This window comes from Streptomyces sp. NPDC091416 (genome assembly GCF_044756845.1).
In the GTDB taxonomy this organism is placed as follows: Bacteria; Actinomycetota; Actinomycetes; order Streptomycetales; family Streptomycetaceae; genus Streptomyces.
In genome coordinates, this window is sequence record NZ_JBIVTU010000007.1 from 179820 (window position 1) to 205613 (window position 25794).

At 74.4% G+C, this 25794-nt stretch carries 22 protein-coding genes; 14 read left to right on the forward strand and 8 right to left on the reverse strand.

Features of this window, described 5'->3' with window-relative positions:
• Window positions 1-26: 26 nt before the first annotated feature.
• From ACIQMX_RS21970 to ACIQMX_RS21980, 3 genes are all read left to right on the forward strand, one after another.
• Entirely contained in the window at window positions 27-3392 is a 3366-nt protein-coding gene (locus tag ACIQMX_RS21970) for a LuxR C-terminal-related transcriptional regulator (protein ID WP_402480369.1), read from the forward strand.
• A 698-nt stretch (window positions 3393-4090) separates the two neighbouring features.
• Window positions 4091-5446: a helix-turn-helix domain-containing protein gene (locus ACIQMX_RS21975; protein WP_402480372.1), complete on the forward strand. Its 1356-nt coding sequence runs from the start codon at window positions 4091-4093 to the stop codon at window positions 5444-5446.
• A gap of 676 nt (window positions 5447-6122) precedes the next feature.
• A complete protein-coding gene (locus ACIQMX_RS21980) occupies window positions 6123-7715 on the forward strand; it encodes a cation acetate symporter (RefSeq protein ID WP_402480375.1) in 1593 nt (530 codons plus the stop codon).
• A 32-nt stretch (window positions 7716-7747) separates the two neighbouring features.
• Here the strand turns inward: ACIQMX_RS21980 and ACIQMX_RS21985 are convergent, their stop codons facing one another.
• Window positions 7748-8380 carry a TIGR03085 family metal-binding protein gene (locus tag ACIQMX_RS21985; protein ID WP_363070490.1) on the reverse strand — a complete coding sequence of 211 codons (633 nt, stop codon included), beginning with the start codon at window positions 8378-8380 and terminating at the stop codon, window positions 7748-7750.
• Window positions 8381-8464: 84 nt separating this feature from the next.
• Between ACIQMX_RS21985 and hisI the strand changes: the two genes are divergently transcribed.
• From hisI to lgt, 11 genes are all read left to right on the forward strand, one after another.
• A complete protein-coding gene (gene hisI, locus ACIQMX_RS21990; RefSeq protein WP_359132403.1) occupies window positions 8465-8848 on the forward strand; it encodes a phosphoribosyl-AMP cyclohydrolase in 384 nt (127 codons plus the stop codon).
• A gap of 11 nt (window positions 8849-8859) precedes the next feature.
• A complete protein-coding gene (locus tag ACIQMX_RS21995) occupies window positions 8860-10404 on the forward strand; it encodes an anthranilate synthase component I (RefSeq protein WP_402480379.1) in 1545 nt (514 codons plus the stop codon).
• 50 nt (window positions 10405-10454) lie between these two features.
• The gene (locus ACIQMX_RS22000; protein ID WP_363070494.1) at window positions 10455-11114 is read left to right on the forward strand and encodes a TIGR02234 family membrane protein; all 660 of its coding nucleotides are present in this window, start codon (window positions 10455-10457) and stop codon (window positions 11112-11114) included.
• 130 nt (window positions 11115-11244) lie between these two features.
• Window positions 11245-11493 carry an HGxxPAAW family protein gene (locus ACIQMX_RS22005; protein ID WP_363070496.1) on the forward strand — a complete coding sequence of 83 codons (249 nt, stop codon included), beginning with the start codon at window positions 11245-11247 and terminating at the stop codon, window positions 11491-11493.
• 80 nt (window positions 11494-11573) lie between these two features.
• Window positions 11574-12101, forward strand: coding sequence for a DUF2752 domain-containing protein (locus ACIQMX_RS22010; RefSeq protein WP_402480382.1), 528 nt, complete (start codon window positions 11574-11576; stop codon window positions 12099-12101).
• A gap of 115 nt (window positions 12102-12216) precedes the next feature.
• Entirely contained in the window at window positions 12217-13026 is an 810-nt protein-coding gene (trpC, locus tag ACIQMX_RS22015) for an indole-3-glycerol phosphate synthase TrpC (RefSeq protein WP_363070498.1), read from the forward strand.
• 209 nt (window positions 13027-13235) lie between these two features.
• Window positions 13236-13421, forward strand: a complete 186-nt coding sequence (gene trpM / locus ACIQMX_RS22020) for a tryptophan biosynthesis modulator TrpM (RefSeq protein ID WP_363070602.1) — start codon at window positions 13236-13238, stop codon at window positions 13419-13421.
• A gap of 142 nt (window positions 13422-13563) precedes the next feature.
• Window positions 13564-14850, forward strand: coding sequence for a tryptophan synthase subunit beta (gene trpB, locus ACIQMX_RS22025; protein ID WP_363070500.1), 1287 nt, complete (start codon window positions 13564-13566; stop codon window positions 14848-14850).
• Entirely contained in the window at window positions 14847-15659 is an 813-nt protein-coding gene (gene trpA / locus ACIQMX_RS22030) for a tryptophan synthase subunit alpha (protein ID WP_402480385.1), read from the forward strand. Before trpB ends, trpA begins: the two co-directional genes overlap by 4 nt.
• 76 nt (window positions 15660-15735) lie before the next feature.
• Window positions 15736-16563 (forward strand): thioredoxin domain-containing protein, encoded by an 828-nt coding sequence (locus ACIQMX_RS22035; protein ID WP_363070504.1) that lies wholly within the window; start codon window positions 15736-15738, stop codon window positions 16561-16563.
• A 99-nt stretch (window positions 16564-16662) separates the two neighbouring features.
• Window positions 16663-17643 carry a prolipoprotein diacylglyceryl transferase gene (gene lgt, locus ACIQMX_RS22040; protein WP_363070506.1) on the forward strand — a complete coding sequence of 327 codons (981 nt, stop codon included), beginning with the start codon at window positions 16663-16665 and terminating at the stop codon, window positions 17641-17643.
• A 289-nt stretch (window positions 17644-17932) separates the two neighbouring features.
• Here lgt and ACIQMX_RS22045 read toward each other — a convergent pair whose 3' ends face one another.
• Genes ACIQMX_RS22045 through ACIQMX_RS22075 form a run of 7 tightly spaced genes read right to left on the reverse strand, consistent with a single transcriptional unit; the run spans window position 17933 to window position 25743 of the window.
• A complete protein-coding gene (locus ACIQMX_RS22045) occupies window positions 17933-18745 on the reverse strand; it encodes a CoA ester lyase (protein ID WP_363070508.1) in 813 nt (270 codons plus the stop codon).
• Window positions 18742-19941 (reverse strand): CaiB/BaiF CoA transferase family protein, encoded by a 1200-nt coding sequence (locus ACIQMX_RS22050; protein WP_402480390.1) that lies wholly within the window; start codon window positions 19939-19941, stop codon window positions 18742-18744. Before ACIQMX_RS22050 ends, ACIQMX_RS22045 begins: the two co-directional genes overlap by 4 nt.
• On the reverse strand, window positions 19938-20822 hold the full coding sequence (rbsK, locus tag ACIQMX_RS22055) for a ribokinase (RefSeq protein ID WP_402480393.1): 885 nt from the start codon (window positions 20820-20822) through the stop codon (window positions 19938-19940). The genes ACIQMX_RS22050 and rbsK overlap by 4 nt, the downstream gene beginning before the upstream one ends.
• Window positions 20819-22210 carry an ADP-ribosylglycohydrolase family protein gene (locus ACIQMX_RS22060; RefSeq protein WP_402480396.1) on the reverse strand — a complete coding sequence of 464 codons (1392 nt, stop codon included), beginning with the start codon at window positions 22208-22210 and terminating at the stop codon, window positions 20819-20821. The genes rbsK and ACIQMX_RS22060 overlap by 4 nt, the downstream gene beginning before the upstream one ends.
• A complete protein-coding gene (locus ACIQMX_RS22065; protein ID WP_363070516.1) occupies window positions 22207-23409 on the reverse strand; it encodes an ADP-ribosylglycohydrolase family protein in 1203 nt (400 codons plus the stop codon). The genes ACIQMX_RS22060 and ACIQMX_RS22065 overlap by 4 nt, the downstream gene beginning before the upstream one ends.
• Window positions 23336-24604 (reverse strand): ADP-ribosylglycohydrolase family protein, encoded by a 1269-nt coding sequence (locus ACIQMX_RS22070; protein WP_402480399.1) that lies wholly within the window; start codon window positions 24602-24604, stop codon window positions 23336-23338. Before ACIQMX_RS22070 ends, ACIQMX_RS22065 begins: the two co-directional genes overlap by 74 nt.
• A complete protein-coding gene (locus ACIQMX_RS22075; protein WP_363070520.1) occupies window positions 24601-25743 on the reverse strand; it encodes an ADP-ribosylglycohydrolase family protein in 1143 nt (380 codons plus the stop codon). Before ACIQMX_RS22075 ends, ACIQMX_RS22070 begins: the two co-directional genes overlap by 4 nt.
• Window positions 25744-25794 lie beyond the last annotated feature (51 nt).

Consider the following 25794-nt stretch of genomic DNA (forward strand, 5'->3'; position numbering starts at 1 on the left):
TGTTTACGCGGAAGTAACGTGCTGGTGTGACTCCATCGACGACCGTGCACAGTCCGCTCCGGCTGTACGGCCGCAGCGGTGAACTCGCCATTCTGGAAACCCTGTTGGTGCGGCTGCGCAACGGCGACGGCGGCGCGCTGGTGCTGACCGCGCTGCCGGGCGTCGGCCGTACCGCGCTCCTGGACAGGGCCGTGGCCGCGCACCGCGAACGACCCGCCGGCCCCGTGCTGTCCGCCACCGCGGCACCCGCCGAGCAACGGCTGCCGTACAGCGGGCTGCACGCCCTGCTCTGCTCCGCCCCGGGCCCTCTCCCGCTCCCGCCGGACCGGGTGCTGCGCGACGGGATCACGCCTACGGAACTGCTCGCACTGCTCCGCGAACTCGGTTCGGAACGACCCCTGTTGGTCTGTGTGGACGATGCCCACGTCTGGGACCCCGACTCGCGTGCCGCCCTGGTCTTCGCGGCCCGCCGGCTGGGCGGGGGCAGCCGGGTCGCGGTGGTGGTCGGGGCGGGTGACGAGACGAGCTTCGCGGGCCTGCCCGCGCTCCGGCTCGGCCCTCTCGACGACGATGCGGCGTCGGCCCTCCTGGACCGCATCACCGACGCCGCCGGCGTCGCGGACCAGGTGGACCCGGTGGTCCGCGGCGAGCTCCTCCGGGAGGCGGCGGGCAACCCCCGGCTGCTCGCCGGGCTGGCCGCCCGGCTCACCCCCGGCCAGCTGGCCGGCCGCACCCCGCCGCCCTCTCCGCTGCCCGGAGCCGAGGACGTCCTGGACGCGTACGCCGCCCGCCTCGACGGGCTGCCCCCGGACACCCGCACACTGCTGCTGCTCGCCGCCGCGGCCCAGGAACACGAGCCGGAGGGTGCCGGTGCCGATGTCGCCCTCCTGCTCCGCGCCGCCACCTCGGCGGGCCTCGGCCCCGCCGCGCTCGACCAGGCCCTGCTCACCCCGGCCGGGACCGCGGGCGCCCTCCAGCGGGCGGGCGACCGGCTCCACTTCAGCCACCCGCTGCTGCGCCGGGCGGTCCTGCACCGCGCCCTGCCGCAGCATCGCCGCGCGGTGCACGGACTGCTCGCGGCGCTGCTGACAGCAGCCCCGCCCGGCGCCCGCGGACGGGTCCGCCGGCCGCCGCGGTGGGCCGCGGGCGCCGGGGGCGGGGGACTGGGCCTCAGCGGTCTGACGTATCGGCCCGGGGGCGGTGTCCCGTATGTGACGGCTTCCGGGGCGGTGTCGCGTGCGGGTGACGCCCGGGCGGAGGGTCCCGCCTTTCGTGCGGGTGACGGTCGGGTGGGGGGTTCGGTCGTTCGTGCGGGTGAGGGCGGGGCGGTGTCGCGTGCGGGTGACGCCCGGGCGGAGGGTTCCGCCTTTCGAGCGGGTGAGGGCCCGGTGGCCGGTCGGGGGGCGCGTCCGGGAGAGGGGTTGGCGGCCGGATCCGGTGTTCCCGCGGGGGATCGGCCGGTGCGGGTGGGCGGTTCCGGTGGGCGTCCCGGCGACGGCTGGGCGGCCGCTGCCGGTCTCCGTCCCCGTGACACCCGCGCGGCCGGCTCCGCCCCCGGTCTCGCCCCCGTTCCCGCGCCGCTCCCCGGCCCCGCGCCCGTCGCCGTTCCGGGCCCCGGCGGTGTCACCCGGTCCGGACCGGCGCTTCCCACTCCGTACGGGGCGTTCCGTCCGGGGGCGGGATACCTGGCGGCCGGGCCGGCGGGGCTGCCCGCGCTCGTCCAACGCGCCTGTGCCGCCGAGGGGCCGGACGACGGGCTGGCCGACGCGCTGGAGGCGGCGGCCGTGGCGCCGCGGCCGCATGCCGAGCGGGCGGCGGCGCTCGCCCGTGCCGCGGTGCTCTCCAGCGACGAGGCGGTGCGGGCCGCCCGGTTCTCCGCCGCGGCCGAGTACACCCGGCTCGCGGGCGACGCCGGCCGGGCCCGCGCGCTGCTGGCCCGGGTCGGCGCCCGCCCCGCGCACGACGGCGCCCACCTGGTGCGCGGGCTGCTCGCCCTGCGCGACGGACCGGCGGCCGACGCCCACGAGGCCCTCCTCACCACTGCGGCGCTCCTCGCGCCGCACGACCCGCGCCGCGCCCTCGACGCCCAGCTCGGCGCCGCCGAGGCCGCCTGGGCGATGGGGGACGCGCTCGCGTACCTCGACGCCATGACCCGGATGCCGGTCTCCGTGCCGGAACCGGCCCTCGCCCAGTACTGCGACGGCATGAGCGCGGTGCTGTGCGGGCGCATCGCCGAAGGGCGGGCGCTGCTGCGCCGCTGCCTCGACTCGGCCGGCCGGGCGGACGACCCGGCCCAGCTGCTGCGCGGCGGGGTCTCGGCCCTGGTGCTGGGCGACGTCGACGCCGCCTGCCGGTTCGGCACCCGTGCGCTGGCCGCCGTACGGTCCGCGGGCCCCGAGGCCCTGCTGCCGCAGGCCCTGGAGCACCTGGCGTACGCCGAACTCCGGTCCGGCCGCCATGCCCCCGCCCGGGCCCACGCGCTGGAGGGCCTGCACGCGGCCCGGCGTACCGGACAGCCCAACATCGCCTCCCACCTCCACGCCGTGCTCGCACTCGCCGCTTCCGTGGAGGGCGGCACGGAGGCCTGTGCCGCCCACGCCGACGCGGCCCTCGCGGGGGCCGGTCCCAACGGACTCGTACAGGCCGCGACCCTTGCCACCTGGGCGCTGGCCCGCGCGGACCTGGCGGCGGGGCGCTCCGGCGAGGCTGCGGCCCGGCTCGCCCCGCTCGTGCGGCCCGGTCCCCGGCGCGGACACTTCGCCACCCGGATGCTCGCCGTACCGTGCTACGTCGAGGCCTCCGTCCTGGCCGGGCGTGCGGACCGGGGAAGGGGAGCGGACCCGGTCGCCGACGCGGTGGCCGAGTTCGCCGTGTGGGTCACGCGCACCACCGACCCTCAGGCCCCCGCCCAACTGGCCCGCTGCCGCGCCCTGCTGGCGGCGCCGGCCGATGTCGCCGGGCGGTACGAGGAGGCGCTCGCCCATCACGACCGCGCGGGCGGCGACTTCGAACGCGCCCGCACCCAACTGCTCTACGGGGCGTGGCTGCGCCGACGCCGCCGCACCCGGGAGGCCAGGGGCCCGCTGCGGGACGCCCTGGTGGCCTTCGAGCGGTGCGGTGCGCGGGCCTGGACCGACAGGGCGAGCGGCGAGCTGCGGGCCGCCGGGGAAGCCGTGGAGGGCCCGGCCGCGACGGGCGGCACGGATCCGCTGGCCGCGCTCACTCCACAGCAGCAGCGCATCGCCCGGTGCGTGGCCGAGGGGGCCACCAACCGTGAGGTGGCGCTGCGGCTCTCGGTGAGCACGCGGACCGTCGACCACCATCTGCGCAATGTGTTCGCCGCGCTAGGGGTGCGGTCCAGGACCGAACTGGCCAGGCTGCTGGGCGGCTAGCCCGCTCCGTCGCTCGGTGGGAGGTCTTGCGGGGTCAGCAGACCCCGAACGGTGCCGAGAGCGTTCTCCGGCGCATCGGTGAGCTGATCCACGATGACGCCGCACCCCATCCAGGTGGACCCGCCTCCTCGACCGTGCTCCGGACGGCCGCGGCCCGACTCCCGGTCCCGATCCAGTCGTCCGCCAACAACACGAACAAGGCCGGGGCGGTTCGGTCCCTGAGCGGCCGTCCGGCCCCGGCCGATGCGGCGTCGGTTCGTACCGGTGGCGGACACTCGGCCCTCCACGCCCCGTCCCCCTTGCCGGCAGCCGTGATCAGCCGGGACACGACTCGGATGCGCTGAGCCCGACGGCGCAGCTGAAGGTGTCTGTCCCGGAGGTGACTCCTGTGAAGGCGGGGCGGTGGGCAGTCCCGCCAGGATGAGTGGGCCGGGGCCCCGCGATCGCGGTCTCCGTCGGCCGCCCGCGTGGGGCGTGTCTGCACGCGCGGGGCCTCCTGGCGGGGCCCGAGGCCGTGCCCGACACCGGGAGGTTGCAGGACCGTGATGAGAAGTACGCCGCAGACCTCTAGGTACCGACTGGGCGGTATGTCATTCTGCGGGCGTCAGGATGATTCGGTGTGCTCATGCCCAACGCCGGGCTGGGTGAACCGGAGCCGGCCGTTTTCTGGAGCCGGCCGAATCCCGGTGGAGGCCGCCATGCCACAGGTCGTACGTTCACGGGTCAGGGCGCTGCACGGGCCGCCCCCCGTCGCGCCGATGCCGCGCCGCTTCCGTTCGCTGGCCGATCGTGAGGCCGTCGCCGTACTGCACCGGGCTGCCCGGGTGCTGATGGAGGCGCTGCCGGAGCTCACGGACCGGCTCGTCGAGGCGCTGCGTGAACAGGAGCCCGCCTACCGCTCGGCCATCGAGGCCGACGCGGCGGAGATCTGGCAGGAGGTGCACCACTCGCTGCGGCACAACGTCGGATCGCTGATCCAGCCCCGGGAGTTCCGGGAGGCCGCTCACCGGACCTCCCGGCGGATCGGTGAGGTCCGGGCCGAGCAGGGCCTGCCGCTCGACGCGGTCCTGCACGCCTTCCGGATGGGCGGCGCGATGGTCTGGCAGGACCTGGTGGACGACACCGCGCGCCGCCACCCCGAGGACATCCGGCTGCTGGTACACGTGGCGGCGGACGTCTGGAACTTCGTGGACGAGCACTGCGGTGTCGTCGCGGACGCCTACCGCCAGACCGAGCGCAAGCTGGCCTGGCGGCGGGAGAACCGCCAGCGCCTGATGACGGCGGCCCTGCTGGACGGCACCGCGCAGATCGCCGAACTGCCGGACGCCGCCGCGATGCTGGGGCTTCCGGAGCACGGCAGGTACGCGGTGCTCGCGGTCTCCACCGCCCGCCGCGCCCCGCACGGCACCGCGCAGCCGCCGATGACGCTGCCCGCCGGGACGGACGCGCTCTGGCACCCTGGCCCGGACGCCGAGTTCGCGATCCTGCCGCTGTCCCGGGGCGACGGGATGGCGGAACCCGTCGCCCCGGCCGACGAGGGCGGCGGCACACAGCCCGGCGGACCTGCCGACGCCGTCGACGAGGACGCGGAACTCGCCGCGCTGGCAGCCGGATTGTCCGCGCCGCCCGGCAGCAGGGTCGGCATCAGCTCCGCCGTGGACGGGCTGGCGGCCGTCGGGGACGCCCGGCGGCTCGCCGAGACCGCGCTGCGGGCCTGCCCGGCCGGAGGCGGAGTCGTCCTGCTCGACGAGCAGCTGCCCGCCGCCCTGGTCGTCTCGTCCCCGGGGCTCGGCTCCGCACTGGCCGCGCGGGTGCTGGGTCCGTTGGACCGGCTGGACCCGGCCGACCGCGACGTGATCATCGAGACGCTCACGGCCTGGCTCGACTCGGACGGTTCCGCGCAGCGGGCGGGCGCCCGGCTCTACTGCCACCGCAACACGGTCCTGAACCGGCTGCGCCGCTTCGAGCAGCTGACAGGCCGCTGTCTGACCCGCCCGTCCGACGCGGTCGAGGTCTCCCTCGCCCTGACGGCCCGCCGCCTGCTGGCGGGCTGACCGCCCGGCGGGCACATCGCGCCCGCGCCGGCCGGGCAGCGGGCGTGGCGTGCGCGGGTCGGCGTCGGCATCGGCCGGGCGGCGGCAGGACCGCCGTGCGATGCGCTCGCGCCTGCACCTGTGGGGCGGCGGGCGTGATGTCGCGCCTGTGCTCGTGGGGCGGCGGGCGTGGGGTGCTCGGGTCCGTGGACGCTGGGTGTGCCTGTGCCGGTGGGGCGGCGGGCGTGGGGTGTTCGGGTCCGCGGACGCCGAGGGCGCCTGTGCCGGTGGGGCGGCGGGCGTGGGGTGTTCGGGTCCGCGGACGCCGAGGGCGCCTGTGCCGGTGGGGCGGCGGGCGTGGGGTGTTCGGGTCCGCGGACGCCGAGGGCGCCTGTGCCCGTGGGGCGGCGGGCATGACGTGCTCGGGCCCGCGCACACCGAGTGTGCTCGCACCCACCCCGCGGCAGGCGCGATGTGCTCGCGCACAGACCTCGCCCCTACCCGCTGTACCCGCGCAGCGCCCCCGTACCGCCCGCTGTACGCGGACCCGGCCGCCTGGTGCCGTAGCCGGCATGTCTTCAGCGTCCCCGGCATCCCGCACGCCCCGCGCCCCCGCGAGCGCCCGCGCAGTCACCGCCACCCCCGCTCCAGCCCCCGCCCCCGCTCCGGCCCCCGCCCCGGCCCCGGGACCGCGACGGTGAGCGGCGGGTTCGACGCGCGGTCGCTGGCCGTGGTCGTCTTCCTCGGATTCGTCGCCGTGTCACTGCTGCTGTGCGGGCTGGCCGCGGCGGACCAGGACGATCCGGAACACTTCTACGCGGGCGGCGGCTCCGCCCTCGGCCCGGCCGGGAGCGGGCTGGCCATCGCCGGTGACTACATCTCGGCCGCCACCCTGCTCTCCACCACGGGTTCGGTCGCCCTCGCGGGCTTCGACGGCATTCTCTTCGCCGTCGCCACGGTCGCCTCCCTGGTCCTGGTCATGCGGATCCTGGCCGAACCGATGCGCCGCAAAGGCGTGTTCACCCTCGGCGACTTCCTGGCGGACCGGCTCGGCGACCCGACCGTACGCCGCGCCCTGGGGATCACGACCCTGGTCGTGCTGGCCCCGCTGCTGCTGGTGCAACTCGCCACCGCCGGACGGGTCATGGCCTCCATGTTCGGGCTGCCCGACGGCGCGCTCACCAGCTGCACCGTGGCCAGCGGCGCCCTGATGGTCTGCTACTCGGCGGTCGGCGGCATGCGCGGCACCGGCTACATCCAGATCGTCAAGGTCGCGGTGGTGCTCGCCGCCGTGACCCTGCTCGCCGGACTGGTGCTCGCCCGCTACGGCTGGAACCCCTTCGCCCTCTTCGACGCCGCGCAGCAGGGCAGCGGCGCCGGCGGGTCCTACGCGCGCCCCGGGCTGCAGTTCGGCCACACCTTCGCCGGCACCCTGGACCTCCTCGGCTTCCAGCTCACCCTGGTCCTCGGCGCGGCGTGCATGCCGCACATCATGATGCGGCTGCACCCCATGCGCGACCGCTGGACCGTGCGCCGCGCCACCGTCTGGGCGGCGGCCCCGGTGGCCTTCCTGTGCGCCGGCGTCGTCGTGGTCGGCCTCGGGGCGTCCGCCCTGCTCGGCCACAAGATCATCCAGGCCGCGGACCCGGCGGGCGGCACCGCGCTGCTGCTGGTGACCGGGGCGCTCGACCCGGGCGCCGACGGGCCGCGCGAGAGCCTGCTGTTCGCGTTCGTGGCCTGCGCGGTGTTCGCCACCACCCTGGCCGCGGTGGCCGGCATCACGCTGGCCGCCGCCTCCTCCGTCGCCCGCGACTTCGCGGCGAAGGCCCGCTCCCGTACGGCCGTGCGCTCCGACCGGTCCGCCGGGCGCGAGATCCTCCGCGCCCGGCTGGCCGTCGTCCTGACGGGCGCGCTCGCCGTCTACGTGTCGACGTACACGCACGACCGCAACCCGCAGGTGCTGCTCTCGCTCTCGTTCGCGGCCGCCGCGTCCGTACTGCCGCCGGTCCTGCTGTACGCCCTGTTCCGGCCGGGCTTCAACGCGCGCGGGGTCCGCTGGACGGTCTACGGCACGCTGCCGCTCATCGTGTTCCTGATGGTGTTCTCGCCCGCGTTCTCCGGCACCCACATCGCGCTGTTCCCGGCCCGCGACTTCCACTGGTTCCCGCTCCAGACACCGGGCCTGGTCACGATCCCGGCCGGATTCCTCCTGGGGTACCTGGGCTCCCGCGGCGGACGGAGCGCAGCGCCGGGGCCGCGGCCGCACCGCGCCGCATCCGTCACGCGGTAGCGGGCCGGCCACGGGAGGCCCGCCCCGCGTGCCTACATCCCCAGCTTCGCGGTCGTCAGTCGGCCGATCGCGTCCTGCTCGCCCTCCAGCTCCACCCGCGCCGCGTCCTGCCGCCCGAACGCGAACAGCAGCAGTTCGCCCGGCTCGCCCGTCACCGTCACCACCGGGGTTCCCTTGTGCGCCACCGCCGTCTGGCCGTCCGGGCGGCGCAGCACCAGCCCCACCGGGGCCTTCCGGCCCAGGACCCGAGCCGCCTTCTCCGTACGCGACCACAGCACATCGGCGAACACCGGGTCCAGCTCGCGGGGCGACCAGTCCGGCTGCGCCCGGCGGACGTCCTCCGTGTGCACGTAGAACTCGACGGTGTTCGCCGCCTCGTCCAGCTGCTTCAGCCCGAACGGGGACATCCTCGGCGGACCCGTACGGATGAGCTGGATCAGTTCCTCGTACGGCTTCTCGGTGAACTCGGCCAGGACCCGCTCGCTCCGGTTCTTCAGCGGGCCGATGACCAGCCCCGCCGCCGCGTCCGGCCGCCGCTCACGGACCACCGCGTGGGCCGCCAGATCGCGGGCGGTCCAGCCGTGGCAGAGCGTCGGGGCCTCCGGGCCCACGGCCTCCAACAGGTCGGCAAGCAGAAGTCGTTCGCGCTTCGCATGGGTCGACATGCCCGCCAGCGTACGACCGCGGTGCACCGTCCGCCCAGTGGACGCACGCCCGGACGGCCTCCCGGACCACGGCACAATGGGCACATGACCAGCACGCCCACGCCCGGCACACCCCGGCCCGCCAGCGACCTCGACCCCGCCATCGCCGCCCGTCTCAAGCGCGGCGCCGACGGGCTGGTCCCGGCCATCGCCCAGCAGTACGACACCGGCGAGGTGCTGATGCTCGGCTGGATGGATGACGAGGCACTGCACCGCACCCTCACCACCGGCCGCTGCACCTACTGGTCGCGCAGCCGCCGGGAGTACTGGGTCAAGGGCGACACGTCCGGCCACATCCAGCTGGTCAAGTCCGTCGCCCTGGACTGCGACGCCGACACCGTCCTCGTCAAGGTCGACCAGACGGGCGCCGCCTGCCACACGGGCGACCGCACCTGTTTCGACGCCGACGTCCTCCCGCTCGGACAGTAGGGTCTGCCGCCATGGACCTCGACACCTTCCGCAAGCTGGCCGTCGACCGGCGCGTCATCCCCGTCACCCGCCGGCTCCTCGCGGACGGCGACACCCCGGTCGGCCTCTACCGCAAGCTCGCGGGGGAACGCACCGGCACCTTCCTCCTCGAATCCGCGGAGAACGGCCGCACCTGGTCGCGCTACTCCTTCATCGGCGTCCGCAGCGCCGCCACGCTCACCACCCGCGACGGCGAGGCCCACTGGCTCGGCACCCCGCCCGTCGGCGTCCCCGTCGACGGCGACCCGCTCCAGGCCCTGCGCGCGACCATCGAGACCCTGCACACCCCGCACGACCAGGAATCCGGGCTGCCGCCCTTCACCGGCGGCATGGTCGGCTACCTCGGCTACGACATCGTGCGCCGGCTGGAGAAGATCGGCGAGAGCGGCGGCGACGACCTCAAGCTCCCCGAACTGACGATGCTGCTCACCTCCGACCTCGCCGTCCTCGACCACTGGGACGGCAGCGTGCTGCTGATCGCCAACGCGATCAACCACAACGACCTGGCCACCGGCGTCGACGAGGCGTACACCGACGCCGTCGCCCGGCTCGACGCCATGGAGCAGGACCTGAGCCGCCCCGTCGAGAACGCCCCGGCCGCCCTGCCGCCCTCCGAGCTCCCGCCGTACACGGCCCTGTGGGGCGGCCCCGCCTACCAGGACGCGGTCGAGGACGTGAAGGAGCGGATCAGGGCCGGCGAGGCCTTCCAGGTCGTGCCTTCCCAGCGCTTCGAAACCCCGTGCACGGCCAGCGCGTTGGACGTCTACCGGGTGCTGCGCGCCACCAACCCCTCGCCGTACATGTACCTCTTCCGCTTCGACGGCTTCGACGTCGCCGGCTCCAGCCCCGAGGCCCTCGTCAAGGTCGAGGACGGCCGCGCGATGGTCCACCCGATCGCGGGCACCCGGCACCGGGGCGCCACTCCGCAGGAGGACCAGGCGCTCGCCGACGAACTCCTCGCCGACCCGAAGGAACGCGCCGAGCACCTGATGCTCGTCGACCTCGGCCGCAACGACCTGGGCCGGGTCTGCGAGCCCGGCAGCGTGGAGGTCGTCGACTTCATGTCGATCGAGCGGTATTCCCACGTGATGCACATCGTGTCCACGGTCACCGGCAAGGTCGCCGAGGGCCGCACCGCCTTCGACGTCCTGACGGCGTGCTTCCCGGCCGGCACCCTCTCCGGCGCCCCGAAGCCGCGCGCCATGCAGATCATCGAGGAGCTCGAACCCACCCGCCGCGGACTGTACGGCGGCTGCGTCGGCTACCTCGACTTCGCCGGGGACTCCGACACCGCCATCGCGATCCGTACCGCCCTGCTGAGGGACGGCACGGCGTACGTCCAGGCAGGGGCCGGAGTCGTCGCCGACTCCGACCCGGTCGCCGAGGACACCGAGTGCCGCAACAAGGCCGCCGCCGTGCTGCGCGCCGTGCACACCGCCAACCGGCTCGGCGGCAACCGAGAGCGGCATCCGGCAACCGGGGGCGGCGTCGCGGGCCTCAGTGGCCGGACGCTCTGAGACGACCGGCACACGGGGGGCGGTCGGCCACAGCGGAGCCGTAAGGGATAGTGGAGTACGTGAGCGCCGTCCCCGTACCCCAGCCCCGTGCCGAAGCCGCCACCGCGCCCGACAGCGCGGGAAGCCGCCGCAGCCTGGCTGCCGGCCTGCTCCTCGGGGCGGCCGGAGCCACCGTCGTGCTGCTCGCCTCGGGCCAGACCTGGGCCGGGGGCAAGGCCGCGGTCGGCGGCGGCACCCTGGCGCTGAACGCCGAGGGGCAGGACGTCACCGGCCTCCCCGCGGCCCTCGCCATAGTCGGCCTGGCCGCCCTCGTCGCCGTCTTCGCCGTCCGCGGCACCGGCCGGCTGGCCGTCGCGGGACTGCTGGCCCTCAGCGGATTCGGCGCCGCGCTGAGCGCCTTCCTCGGCGCGTCCGACAGCGCCGCACTCGACGAGAAGGCCGCGCAGACCACCGGCGACACCTCCGCCACCATCCACGCACTCAGCCACACCGCCTGGCCCTACGTCACCGCGGCCGGCGGCCTGCTGATCCTCGTGGCCGGGCTGCTCGCCCTGCGCTTCGGCAGCCGCTGGCCCACGATGTCCGGACGGTACGAGCGCGACGGCACCCCGCGCCCCCGCAAGGCCCGTCCCACCGCCCCGGACCCCGACCGGCCCGAGGACCTGTGGAAGGCGCTGGACCGCGGCGAGGACCCGACGCGCGAGGCATGACCCCCAGCTCACGTCGCACCCGCCCGTACGGGACAATGACCCTGAGCTCGCAGCACGGCGGCACCCACAGCGGCATGGTCGCGGCGACCCCGAGCGATACCAACAGCGCAACACCAACGAGGAGCAACTCATGGCGGGCAGCAGCCACGGACACACCCCGGCCGCCTGGACCGGTGTCATCATCGCCTTCATCGGCTTCTGCATCGCGGGCGTCTTCATGGTCGCGGCCAACCCGCTCGGCTTCTGGGCCGGAATCGTCGTCGTCTTCGTCGGCGGGATCGTCGGACTCGCGATGAAGGCCGCCGGCCTCGGCATGCCGAAGGAGTCGGCGGAGCTCGCGGCGGCCAGGGCCCGCGCCGGACAGGCACAGGTCTCCTGAACCCGTTCAGAGGACGTACACACGCGAGGCGCAGCCCGGACCGGGCTGCGCCTTTCCGTATGAACGGCGACAATCACCGAGTGGACGCATCGCCTTCCCCCACCCCGCCCCCGCAGCCGGTGACCGGCCCGCCCCCGACGCCCGGGCCCGGGCCCATGCCGGTCTTCCCGCCCGGCCCCGGACACGGATACGGACCCGCACCCGTTCCCGCCTCGCGGCTGCGGCGGATCGCCAGGCCCGCGGCCGTCATGGCGGGCGTCGTCGCCGCCTTCGCCTACGTCGGCACCGTGGACCCCAACGAACCCGGGCACTACCCGGTCTGCCCGCTGCTCCGGCTCACCGGCGTCTTCTGCCCGGGCTGCGGCGGGCTGCGCAGCGCCCACGCCTTCGCCCACGGTGACTTCGCAGGCGCACTCGGCTCCAACGCCGTCGCCGTCATCGGGTACGTGGCCTTCGCCGTGCTCTGGGCGCTCTGGATGGTCCGCGCGGCGGCCGGACGGCCGCTGCGGATCGAACCGAAACCCGTTCACTGGTGGGCGATCGGAGCCGTGCTGCTGGTCTTCACCGTGGTCCGGAACCTGCCGTTCGGATCGGCGCTGGCGCCGTGAATGCCCAGGTAGTGGGATACCCGCCAGGCGGATGCGGGCCCATCGGCCTCCTGCGGATACCATCGGGATGTTCCATTCTGTTCCCCTGTCAACGTCCCGGAAGGGGGCCTCTCGCGTGAGTGTGCTCGACGAGATCATCGACGGCGTTCGCGCCGACCTCGCGGAGCGGCAGGCGCGCGTCAGCCTCGACGAGCTCAAGGAGCGCGCGGCGCGCGCTCCCCAGGCCAAGGACGGAGTCGCCGCCCTGCGCGGCGAGGGCGTGACCGTCATCTGCGAGGTCAAGCGCTCCAGCCCCTCCAAGGGCGCCCTTGCCGCCATCGCCGACCCGGCCGCGCTCGCCGCGGACTACGAGGCGGGCGGCGCGTCCGTCATCTCGGTCCTCACCGAGGAGCGCCGCTTCGGCGGATCGCTGGCCGACCTGGAGGCCGTACGCGCCAAGGTCGACATCCCGATCCTTCGCAAGGACTTCATCGTCACCTCGTACCAGCTGTGGGAGGCCCGCGCCTACGGCGCCGACCTCGCCCTGCTGATCGTCGCCGCCCTCGACCAGGAGGCCCTCGTCTCCCTGATCGAGCGTGCCGAGTCCATCGGCCTGACGCCGCTGGTCGAGGCGCACGACGAGGAGGAGGCGGAGCGCGCGGTCGAGGCCGGCGCGAAGATCATCGGCGTCAACGCGCGCAACCTGAAGGACCTCAAGGTCGACCGCTCCACCTTCGAGCGCGTCGCCCCCGAGATTCCGGACCACATCGTCAAGATCGCCGAGTCCGGCGTCCGCGGACCGCACGACCTCATCGCCTACGCCAACGCGGGCGCGGACGGTGTGCTGGTCGGCGAGTCCCTGGTCACCGGCCGCGACCCGCGGGCTGCCGTCGCCGACCTGGTCGCCGCCGGCGCCCACCCCGCGCTCCGGCACGGACGGGGCTGACCCAGGGCCTCCCGTTCGGATCGTGCCGGGCTCGCAGGGCCCGGCACGCGCATCCGGGGGGTTGTCGTCGCTCGCCGATGCTCCGCAGTGACTCCCTGCTCCGCCTTGCAGCCGCACGCACCGGACCCCGCTCCCGTATCCGGCCCGATTCGAACGAAAGGCCCCGGCCCGTGACCCCCGACCGTTCCGCGCTCCGCCCCCGGGCGGGCCTGTGCCCCGCCGGGGCGCGGCAGCCGCAGGGACGCGACCCGCACGCGCCGCTGGCGCGCGGCTGCCGCCCCCGCGGCTGCCGCGCCCCCGCGCGCCGCGTGCACGGACGGCGGGTGCGGTACGTGATCGGCGACGAGCCAGGACAGGTCAACGGCATGCGATGGCGCACGGGGCCCGCGCAGTAGAGCGAGCCCCGGCCGTCGCACCCCGCCCCATCCGGCGGATCCGCACGACCGAACCGCCCGGCCGTCCACGGCCGCGGCGGCGCTCCGCTCACGGCGCAATACGGTGAACCCACCCACTGCCATGCCGAGGAGCAACGCCGAGATGTCGTCCGACTTCTTCATTCCGGACCCGGAGGGTCTGATCCCCAGCGCCGAGGGGTACTTCGGTGCGTACGGCGGAAAGTTCATCCCGGAGGCGCTCGTCGCCGCCGTGGACGAGGTCGCCGTCGAGTACGACAAGGCCAAGGCGGACCCGGCCTTCGCCGCCGAGCTCAACGAGCTGATGGTGAACTACACCGGCCGGCCCAGCGCCCTGACCGAGGTCAAGCGCTTCGCCGAGCACGCCGGCGGCGCGCGGATCTTCCTCAAGCGCGAAGACCTGAACCACACCGGCTCGCACAAGATCAACAACGTGCTGGGCCAGGCACTTCTCACCCGGCGCATGGGCAAGACCCGCGTCATCGCGGAGACCGGAGCCGGTCAGCACGGCGTCGCCACCGCGACCGCCTGCGCGCTCTTCGGCCTCGAATGCACCATCTACATGGGCGAGATCGACACTGAGCGGCAGGCGCTGAACGTGGCGCGCATGCGGATGCTGGGCGCCGAGGTCATCGCCGTGAAGTCCGGCTCCCGCACGCTCAAGGACGCCATCAACGAGGCGTTCCGCGACTGGGTCGCCAACGTGGACCGCACCCACTACCTCTTCGGTACGGTCGCGGGTCCGCACCCCTTCCCCGCGATGGTCCGCGACTTCCACCGCGTGATCGGCGTCGAGGCCAGGCGCCAGATCCTGGAGCGGGCCGGCCGGCTGCCGGACGCCGCCATCGCCTGCGTCGGCGGCGGTTCCAACGCCATCGGCCTCTTCCACGCCCTCATCCCGGACGCCGGAGTCCGCCTCATCGGCTGCGAGCCCGCCGGGCACGGCGTGGAGACGGGTGAGCACGCGGCGACCCTGACCGAGGGCGAGCCCGGCATCCTGCACGGCTCGCGCAGCTACGTCCTCCAGGACGACGAGGGCCAGATCACCGAGCCGTACTCCATCTCGGCCGGCCTGGACTACCCGGGCATCGGCCCGGAGCACGCCTACCTGAAGGACGTCGGCCGGGGTGAGTACCGCGCGGTCACCGACGACGCGGCCATGCAGGCGCTGCGCCTGCTCTCCCGCACCGAGGGGATCATCCCGGCCATCGAGAGCGCACACGCGCTGGCCGGAGCCCTGGAGGTCGGCAAGGAGCTCGGCAAGGACGGCCTGATCCTGGTCAACCTGTCAGGCCGGGGCGACAAGGACATGGACACGGCAGCGCGCTACTTCGGGCTGTACGACACCGACGCCGCCGTCGAGGCCGATGCGGGCAGCGAAGGCGCCGAGATCGAGGGGGACGTCAAGTGAGCGGCAACATCGAACTGCTGAACACCACGCTCGCCGCCGCGAAGGCCGAGAACCGGGCCGCGCTGATCGCGTACCTGCCCGCCGGCTTCCCGACCGTGGACGGCGCCATCGAGGCCGTCAAGGCCGTGGCCGCCGGCGGCGCCGACATCGTCGAGGTGGGGCTGCCCCACAGCGACCCCGTGCTCGACGGGCCCGTCATCCAGACGGCCGACGACATCGCGCTGCGCGGCGGGGTCCGGATCGCCGACGTGATGCGTACGGTCCGCGAGGCGCACGAGGCGACCGGCATCCCGATCCTCGTCATGACGTACTGGAACCCGATCGACCGGTACGGCGTCGAGCGCTTCACCGCCGAACTCGCCGAGGCGGGCGGCGCCGGGTGCATCCTGCCCGACCTGCCGGTCCAGGAGTCCGCCCTGTGGCGTGAGCACGCTGACAAGCACGGTCTGGCAACCGTCTTCGTCGTCGCGCCGAGCAGCAAGGACGATCGGCTCGCCACCATCACGGAGGCCGGTTCCGGCTTCGTGTACGCCGCCTCGCTGATGGGGGTCACCGGTACCCGCGTCTCGGTCGGCGAGCAGGCCCAGGACCTGGTGCGGCGCACGCGCGCCACCACCGAAATCCCGGTCTGCGTCGGCCTCGGCGTCTCCAACGCCGACCAGGCCGCCGAGGTCGCCGGCTTCGCCGACGGCGTCATCGTGGGCTCCGCCTTCGTCAAGCGGATGCTCGACGCGCCGGACGAGGCCGCGGGCCTGGAGGCCGTCCGTTCGCTGGCGGCCGGTCTGGCCGAAGGCGTTCGAAAGCGCTGACACCCTTCCTCACCCGAATGGGTGGACCTGGGACCGGGGAGGCACGCGAGTGCCTCCCCGGTTCGTTGCTGCGGGTGTGAGCGAGAAGAACCAAGAGGGAAAACGGGCCGCGCGAGACCGGCTGATCCAGCAGCGCGAGCAGGTGAGGGCGCGTGAGCGCCGCCGCCGCACGCTGATCGTCTCCGCCGCCGTGGTGGGAATCCTGGGGCTGGCCGCCGTCGTCGGCGTGATCGCGGCGAACTCCGGTGGCAAGGGCGACAAGGACAAGGCCTCGGGGCCCGCCGTCGCACCGTCCGGCGCCACCGGCAAGGACAGCCTGACCATTCCGGTGGGAGCGGACGACGCCCCGTCCACGCTCACGGTCTGGGAGGACTTCCGCTGCCCGGTCTGCGCCCAGTTCGAGAACGCGTTCCGGGACACGATCCACCGGATGGAGCAGAGCGGGCAGCTCAAGGTCGAGTACCACTTCGCCACGCTGATCGACGGCAACCTCGGCGGCAGCGGCTCTCTCAAGGCGGCCAACGCGGTGGCCTGCGCCCAGGACGTCGGCAAGTTCCCCGCGTACCACGACGTCCTCTACAGCAACCAGCCGCCGGAGTCCGACGACGCCTTCGGCGACAACGGCAAGCTGATCGAGCTGTCCAAGAAGGTCGAGGGCCTCGACACGCCCGCGTTCCGCAGCTGTGTGGAGGACGGCACGCACGACGCCTGGGTGGAGAAGTCCAACACCGCCTTCGAGAACGGCGGATTCCAGGGCACGCCGACGGCGCTGCTCAACGGCGAGTCGATCTTCCCCAAGAAGGGGGACGAGCCGATCACGGTGGCCAACCTGGAGAAGTGGGTCGCCGAGGCCAACAAGGGCAAGAAGCCGGGGACCGTCTCACCCGCCCCCTCGGGGTCCTGAGACGAGGGCCGCCTGGGGAATCGATGACCGGCTCGTTACCCAGACGTTGTCGGGCGGGTTGCCGCACGTCCCGCCCGGCAGGGTAGCGTCGACCGTGCCATGAATCTTGCCTACATCCCCAGCCCGTCGACCGGCGTGATCGATCTCGGACCGATCCCGCTCCGCGGCTACGCGTTCTGCATCATCATCGGTGTCTTCGTCGCCGTCTGGTTCGGCAACAAGCGCTGGGTCGCCCGAGGCGGCAGAGCCGGCACGGTCGCCGACATCGCCGTCTGGGCCGTGCCCTTCGGCCTGGTCGGCGGCAGGCTCTACCACGTCATCACCGACTACCAGCTGTACTTCAGCGACGGTGAGAACTGGGTCGACGCCTTCAAGATCTGGCAGGGCGGCCTCGGTATCTGGGGTGCGATCGCGCTCGGCGCGGTCGGTGCCTGGATCGGCTGCCGCCGCCGCGGGATCCCGCTGCCCGCCTGGGCCGACGCACTCGCCCCCGGCATCGCCCTGGCCCAGGCCTGCGGCCGCTGGGGCAACTGGTTCAACCAGGAGCTGTACGGCCGGGCGACCGACGTCCCGTGGGCGCTGAAGATCAGCGAGGGCCCCAACCGGGTCGCCGGCACCTACCACCCGACCTTCCTGTACGAGTCGCTGTGGTGCATCGGCGTCGCGCTCCTGGTGATCTGGGCGGACCGCCGCTTCAAGCTCGGACACGGACGGGCGTTCGCGCTGTACGTCGCGGCGTACTGTGCGGGCCGTGCCTGGATCGAGTACATGCGCGTCGACGAGGCCCACCACATCCTGGGCCTGCGGCTGAACGTGTGGACCGCGCTGATCGTGTTCGTGCTGGCGGTGACGTACATCGTGATCTCGGCGAAGGTACGGCCGGGGCGCGAGGAGATCGTCGAGCCGGAGGCGTCGGAGGCATCGGAGACGCCTGAGGCGCCTGAGGCCAAGGACGGCGGAGCCGCCGAGGACACGGAGTCCTCCGAAGCGACGCCGGTCGAGGCCGAGGCCCATGCCGACGCCGAGGCCGAAGAAGACGCGCCGAAGACGAACGGCGAGGCGGAGACGGCCAGGGGCTGACGCCGGCACACGGACGACGACGAGGGGCCGCCGAACGATTCGGCGGCCCCTCGTCATGTCCGTGCCGTCCGTGCCTGCGGCACGGTGTCCTCAACCGCCGGACGGGCTTGATTTCGCCGACCGCGCGGAATCTCTGCGAGTGGTGGGGTCCTCGATCGCCGGACGGCGGGGTCCGGCGGGCCGGGCGGCCCGTCAAGCCCGTCCGGCGATCGAGGACAAGGCGGTCAGCGGCGCCGCCCGCGCATCGTTGCCGGCCCCGCGCACCGCGCCCGGCCCCGCCGCGACCCGCTCACCGCCCCCGCCCCGCCAGGGCGAGCGTGCGGTGGGCCTGGGCGACTACCGCCGCGTCTACGAAGCGGCCGTCCGGCAGGGCCAGCGCACCCGCCTCGACCCGGGCCGCCTCGACGATCTCCTGAGCCGCCTCGACCTCCTGCCGCGTCGGCCGGAACGCCCGCTCGATCACCGGGAGCTGCCGGGGATGGATCGCCGCCCGGCCCAGGAACCCGAGCGCCCGCCCGTGGGCGCAGGACTTCCACAGCCCGTCCAGGTCCCGGACGTCCGGGAACACCGACTGGGTGGGCGGGGCCAGACCGGCCGCCCTGGCCGCGACCACCACCCGGCTGCGCGACCAGTCGAGCCCCGCGTCCTCGCGCACCCCCAGATCCGCCCGGAGATCCGCCTCCCCCAGGGCGATGGAACGCACCTGCGGATGGGCGCCGGCCACCGAGTACGCGTGCTCGATGCCGAGCGCCGACTCCAGCAGCGGGCAGAGCGCGACCCCCGGGGCCAGCGCCGCGATGTGGTGGACGGACGCGGCGTGCGTGATCTTCGGCAGCCGCAGTCCGGCGAGGCCCGGCAGCCCCGCCAGGGCCAGCACGTCCGTCTCGTCGTTGACCCGGACGTGCACCGGCGCCGCCGTGGGGGAGGCCGGCTCGGAGAGCAGTTCGACGGCGGCGGACCGTGCGTACTCCTTGCGGTCGGGGGCGACCGCGTCCTCCAGGTCGACGATCACCCTGTCCGCCCCGGAGTCCCGTGCCTTGCGCACCACATCCGGCCGGTCACCGGGGACGTACAGCCATGTCAGCGGGGTCTCGGCGGTCACAGGACACGCTCCGACCGCAGGGCCGCGATCTCCTCGCCGCTCAGACCGAGCCCGGTGAGGATCTCCTCCGTGTCCGCCCCGTGCGGCCGTCCCGCCCAGCGGATGCCGCCGGGGGTGCCGGAGAGCCGGAAGAGGACGTTCTGCATCCGCAGCGGGCCCAGCTCCGGGTCGTCGACCTCCGTGAGGGAGCCCAGGGCCCGGTACTGCGGGTCCTCCATCACGTCACGGATGTCGTGGACGGGGGCGATGGCGGCCTCCGCCTTCTCGAACGCGGAGACCGCCTCGTCCCGGGTGCGCCGCCCGATCCAGTGGCCGACCGCCTCGTCGAGTTCGTCGCTGTGCTCGGCCCGGGTGGTCCCGGAGGCGAACCACGGTTCCTCGATCAGCTCCTCCCGGCCCACCAGGCGCATCACGCGCTCCGCGACGGACTGCGCCGAGGTGGAGACGGCCACCCACTGCCCGTCCGAGGTGCGGTAGGTGTTGCGCGGGGCGTTGTTGCGCGAACGGTTGCCGGTGCGCGGCTGGACGTAACCCAGCTGGTCGTACCAGAGCGGCTGCGGGCCGAGCACCGTCAGGATCGGCTCGATGATCGCCATGTCGACGACCTGGCCCGTGCCCGTGCGGTCCCGGCCGGCCAGCGCGGCCATCACGGCGAACGAGGTGGCGAGCGCCGCGATCGAGTCGGCGAGACCGAACGGCGGCAGTGTCGGAGGACCGTCCGGCTCCCCGGTGATCGCCGCGAAACCGCTCATCGCCTCCGCGAGCGTGCCGAAGCCGGGCCGGTGCGCGTACGGGCCGAACTGGCCGAAGCCCGTGACCCGGACCAGCACGAGGCGCGGGTTGGCGGCGTGCAGTTCCGCCGGGCCGAGCCCCCACCGCTCCAGCGTGCCCGGCCGGAAGTTCTCGATGATCACGTCGGTGTCGGCGGCGAGCCGCAGCAACAGATCACGGCCGTCCGGGCAGGACAGATCGAGCGTGAGGTTGCGCTTGTTGCGGCCGAGCAGCTTCCACCAGAGACCGACCCCGTCCTTCGCCGGGCCGTGTCCCCGGGACGGGTCGGGTTTGCCCGGATGCTCGACCTTGATCACATCGGCGCCGAAGTCGCCCAGCATCGTGGCGCACAGGGGGCCCGCGAACAGCGTGGCGAGATCGAGGACGCGCAGCCCGGTCAGCGGGCCCGCTTCCGGCGCGCTCACGCGGCGTCGATTTCGCTGCGGTACGGCATGGAGATCGAGGCGCCGGGCTTCTGGACGCAGAGCGCGGCGGCAGCCGACGCCCAGGCGATGGCCTGCGGCACCGGCCGTCCCTCACCCAGCGCCACGGAGAGCGTGCCGACGAAGGTGTCCCCGGCGCCGGTGGTGTCGACGGAGGTGACCTCGGGGGCGGGGAAGTGGACGGTCTGGCTGCCCCGTGCCGCGTACAGGCAGCCCTTCGAGCCGAGCGTGATGACGAGCGCGGGTACCTGACTGAGCAGGATCTCCGCCGCCGCGTGCGGTTCGGCGTGCCCCGACAGTTCGGCCGCCTCGTACTCGTTGGCGATCAGCAGGTCGACGCAGTCGAGGAGTTCGGCGGGCAGCTGCTGCACGGGAGACGGGGTGAGGATCGTCCGCACCCCCTGCGCGTGACCGGCACGGGCCCCTTCGATCACGGCGGAGAGCGGCAGTTCCAACTGGAGCAGCAGCAGATCGGCCTCCGCGATCGCGGCGATCTCGCCCGGGCCGAGCGCGGTGACGGTGCCGTTGGCGCCGGGGATCACGACGATCGCGTTGGAGCCCTTGCCGTCCACCACGATGTGCGCCGTGCCGCTGGGCCCTTCGGCGGTGTGCAGGAGATCGGTGTCGACGCCCGAGTGCTCCAGGTTCTCCCGCATCCGGGCGCCGTACTCGTCGTCTCCCACCGCGCCGATCATCATCACGGCACCGCCCGCGCGGGCGGCGGCGACGGCCTGGTTGGCGCCCTTGCCGCCGGGAATGGTGCGGAACTCCCGCCCGGTGACGGTCTCCCCGCGTTCCGGAGCCCGGTCGACGTAGGCCACAAGATCCATATTGGTGCTGCCGAGCACCGCGACTTTGGTCATGGGCGGAGTGCCTCCTCGTGGGTGGGCCGGGTGAGCCGGTGGGTCAGGTCGGCGAGGGTGTCGAAGCCGACCGAGTCGAAACCGGGGACGGACGTGGCGAGCCGGTTCTTCAGCGGGGTGGTCCACCGGTCGGGCAGCGCGTCCGGCCGTCCGGCCAGCAGACCGGCGAGCGAACCGGCGGTCGCCCCGTTGGAGTCGGTGTCCCAGCCGCCGGACACCGCACGGCAGACCGAGCCGGTGAAGTCACCGTCGGCGTGGGTGAGGGCGGCGGCGAGCAGAGCCGCGTTGGGCAGCACATGGACCCAGTGATACCTGCCGTACGCCGCGTGCAGGCGGTCGACGACCACATCGAAACGCTTCTCCTCGCGGGCCGTGGCGATACCGGCCCGTACGGCCTGCGCGAACCGTGAGTCCGGGGGCACCACGCGCAGACCGGCGGCGAGACAGCCGTGCACGTCGGCCTCGCCACCGGCCGCCTCCGCGAGCGCCGCCGCGGTGAACATCGCGCCGTACACGCCGTTGCCGGTGTGGGTGAGGACCGCGTCGCGATGAGCCTGTTCCGCCGCCGCGCCGGGATCACCGGGATGGGTCCAGCCGTGGACGTCGGCACGGATCTGCGCCCCGATCCACTCCCGGAACGGATTGCGGTGGCAGGCGGTGTCCGGTGGTTCGAGGCCGTCGAGCAGATTGCGGTACGCGATCCGTTCGGCGGTGAACGTCCGGCCCGCCGGGAGCTCCTCCAGCCAGAGCCTGGCGAGGTCGGCGGTGCTGAAGGACCTGCCGTACCGCTGGAGCAGCAGCACGGTGAGCAGCGGGTAGTTGAGGTCGTCGTCCTCGGGCATCCCGTCGATGTTCTCGGCCAGCGAGGTGGACGCCGAGCGGCGGTTCCAGGGGTAGGTGGCCGCCAGCGCCGGGGGCAGGCCGCGCGCGGTGAACCAGGTACTCAGCGGCCAGTTGCCGGTGGCGCGGGCCAGGGCGCGGATGCCCTCCAGCGGCAGTTTCTCGACCGGTTTGCCGAGCAGACAGCCGGCCGCGCGGCCCAGCCAGGCCGCGTGCAGCCGCTCGCGGTCCACGTCGGCCGGCTCCGTGCGCGGGTGCGGCCACTGCGGGCAGGCCTCCCGGATCGCGTCGAGGGCGGTCGGTTCGCCGTCGGCCAGCGGCGACTCCAGCAGGGCCAGTTCGTCCAGCAGACGGGCGGCGACCGTGCGCAGCCCGGGCGCGGCCGGGGGAGTCGAGGCGCCCGCGCGGTCCGGGGCGGGCGAGCCGCCGGCCTCGTACCACCGGCGCTCGATGTCCCGGACGTCCCGCCCGTCCTCGGCCGCCTGCCGCAGCTCGTGCCCGACCAGGTCCTCGGGCTGGACCCAGGTGGCCCGCACCGCGGTGGTCACGGCCGGCCCGCCGACGTGGCGAAGGCCGCTTCGTGGGCGCGGCGGCGGGCCGTGTCCTGTGCGAACACCTCGCGGGCGACCTCGGCCAGGGTGCGGGCCGGGGCCCGCAGGTCGAGCCGGCTGGCCTCGCCGACCGTGGTCGCCCAGTCCGCCGGGACCGCCCGCTCGCCGTGCAGCGCGCCCGCGATCGCGCCGCCCATGGTGGCGATCGAGTCGCAGTCCCGCCCGTAGTTGACCGAGCCGAGGACCGTCTGCCGATAGTCCCCGTCCGCGACCAGCAGCATCCCCAGCGCGACGGGGAGCTCCTCGATGGCGTGCAGCCGGGACGGGCGGCGGGCGCCGAGGGAGGGAGCGCGGTAGTCGGGGCCGACCGTGTCGAACGGGGCGACGGCCTCCCGCAGCGGGACGAGCGCCGACTCGAAGTCCCGGTATCCGACGGCCGTTTCGCAGACCGCGTCGATCGCGGCCCGGGTGCCGTCCTTGGCGAGCGCCAGACATGTCTCGACGACGCTCGCGGGGGTCGCGCCCGGGGCGCAGGCCGCGGCGACGGCGGCCGCGAAGACTCCGGCCGCCTCCCTGCCGTACGACGACTGATGGGCGCCCGCGACATCCAGCGCCTCGGCGTACGCGGCCTGCGGATGGGCCGCGTTGACCAGGCCGACGGGCGCCATGTACATCGCCGCGCCGCAGTTGACGATGTTCCCGGTGCCCGCCTCGCGCGGGTCGACATGGCCGTAGTGCAGCCGGGCGACGATCCACTTCTCGGCGAGGAAGATCCGCTGGAGCGGCAGAGCCTCGGCCTCCAGCTCCGGAATCCAGCGGGGATGCGACATCAGTTCCGGCACGAGGTGGCCGGCGACGGCGTACGCGTCGAGATGGCCGCGGACCTTTCCGTACACCCGCACCAGCGCATGGGTCATCAAGGTGTCGTCGGTGACGTGCCCGTCGCCCTTGTGGTATGGCGCGATCGGGCGGGCGGTCCGCCAGTCGTCGCCGTCCCACGGGCCGACGACACCGGTGACCCGGCCGCCGTGGCGCGCCACGATCTGCTCCGGGGAGTAGCCCTCGACCGGACCGCCGAGCGCGTCGCCGACGGCCGCGCCGACGAGCGCGCCCGCGATCCGTTCATCGAGCGTGGGCGCCGCGGCTGTCGTGGGGGGTGCGGACCTCGTGGGCGCCGGGGGCGCGGTGGATGTCATGTCCGAATTGTCCACCCGCGGGTGCCGGTTCCGTGTCTGCCAGCAGCCCGGCGAGTTCGATCAGATCCGTGCCCGCGAAACGGGGCAGCGCGCACCCGGCCAGGGTGCGGCACGCCTCGCGCCAGCCGTCGGGGACGGTGGTGATCGAGCCCAGCGCGCCGGTGAGCGCGCCGGCCAGGGCGGGGGCCGAGTCGGCGACCCTGGACAGACAGGCCGCCGACGGCACCGCCTGGGCGATGTCGCCGCGGGCCGCGGTGGCCAGGGCGAGGGCCACGGGAACCGTCTCGGCCGCGGCGATCCCGTAGCTGTAGACGTGGTCGACGATCTGATGCTCCAGCACCGGTACGAGGGCGAACGCGCCGGCCCGCTCACCGGCGAAGTCGCGGGCGATGCGGACCGCGTGGGCGGCGTTGCGGGCGATCTCGGTGCCCTCGGGGAGCTGGGCGAGCGCCGCGTTCACCGCGGTGTCCACGTCCGCCCCGCCGAGCGCCTCGGCGATCGCGGCGGCCATGGCCCGCGCCCCGTGCACCCCGTCGCCGTCCTGGGTGTAGCGCGCGTCGAACTCCGCGAGGCCGGCCGCGGACTCGGGATCGCCTGGGTGCACGACGGCCAGCACGGCGGCCCGCACACACGCCGCGTCGTCGAAGTAGTGCGGGTTGTCGTGCCCGGTGGCGGGCGGGCGGAGGCCGGCGGCGAGGTTGCCGAGCCCGGCCCGGACCGAGATCCGGGCCCGCAGCGGCAGGACCGCCGACTCGACCTCGGGCGCCCGGGCGGCGGCTGCGGCGACCTCGGCGGCCAGCGCGTTCCACGCGGCGTCCACGGCGGCCCGCATCCGGCGCCCGGGGGCCAGGCCCTGCAGCGCACCCGCCGCGGAGGTGAGTACCGTCCCGGCGGCGAAGGCCGCCCATTCCGCGTCGTCGGACGGGCCGAGCCGCAGGGGCTCGGGCGGCTGGTTGAGCGCGATGGGTACGGGCAGCGTGGTCGTCGCGTTCTGCTCGGCGAACGTGTCGAGCTCCCGGGTCAGGCGCCGCGTCCACTCCGGCATCCGGGCCGCCCGGTGCCGGGCGGCCGGCCATCCGGCGGCGTCCCCGGCGGCCAGCCCGAGGAGCAGTCCCTCGATGCGGGCCCGGCGAGGTGTGCGCGTCCGGGCTCCCGTCCCGGTACCGGTCCGTGGGGTGTCCCTGGCGGTGGTCATCGCCGCACCGCCGTCGCCGTGGCGTCGCCCACCGGGGTTCCCGGCCCGGGCGGATCGTCCCCGCCCTGGTCCTCCGGCTCGTCCGGGGTGAGCAGCTCGGCGATGTCCAGGACGTGGTGGCCGCGCATCGACGGGAGGCAGCTGCCGCGGACCGGACCGATCGCGTCCGCCCACGGGCGCGGGATGGCGGACGCCCCGTGCAGCGCTCCGGCCAGGGCCCCCGCCACCGCGGCCGTCGTATCGGCGTCGCGGCCCATGTTGACCGCCATCAGCACCGCCGTACGGAAGTCGCCGTGCGCCGCCGCGAACGCGCCGAAGGCCAGGCCCACCGCCTCCGGTGCCAGATCCGTCCACGGGTATCCGCCGATGACGACGGCCGATCGCACCGCCCGCTCCCTCGTCAGCCGGTCGGGATACGGGCGCTGCGCCGCGGTCACCGCCCGGCGCAGCGAGCGCGCCGTCCACGAGTCCATCGGTACGACGGAGAGCGCGGCGGCGATCACGGAGGTGACCCCGGCTCCCGTCATCGCGGCCGCCACCCCGGCCGCCACCGCCTGGCCGCCGTAGATGCCCTCGCCGTCATGGCTGACCCGGCCGTCCACCGCGACCAGCCGTGCCGCCTCCGCGGGCCGGCCCGCGGCGAAGACGCCGAAGGGGGCCGCCCTCATCGCCAGGCCGTCGCTCCAGGCGTGCCGGTGCTGGGCGGAGATGGGGGCGGCCAGGCCCCGGCGCAGGTTCTCCAGCGTGCCGCGCTCGCTGAAACCGGCACCGCGGAACGGCCCCTCGTCCAGGTCGGCGATCCACAGGTGCCAGGCCCGTTCGACATGGGTGACGGTCAGCGCCGAGCCGTGCCGGGCCAGCAGCAGCCCGGAGAAGATCGCGTACTCCGTGTCGTCCGTGCCCGCCGGGTCGTCGCTCACGAAGCCCTCGATCCGGCCCCAGCGACGGCGGATCTCGGAGGGCCGCATGTTCTCCGCAGGGGCGCCCAGAGCGTCGCCGACCGCGAGGCCCAGGAGTGCGCCCCGGGCCCGGTCGCCCAGGCCGCCCCGTGCCCGGGCGTCCGGTTCGGGAGCCCCGGGTACCGCCGCCGGCGCCTCGTTCGTCCGCGGTCCTGCCGGATTTCCTGCGGTCAGCTCCATCGCGTCGACCCTTCGCTCGCAGCGAGCCAGTTCTCGTCCCTGTGGGATCTG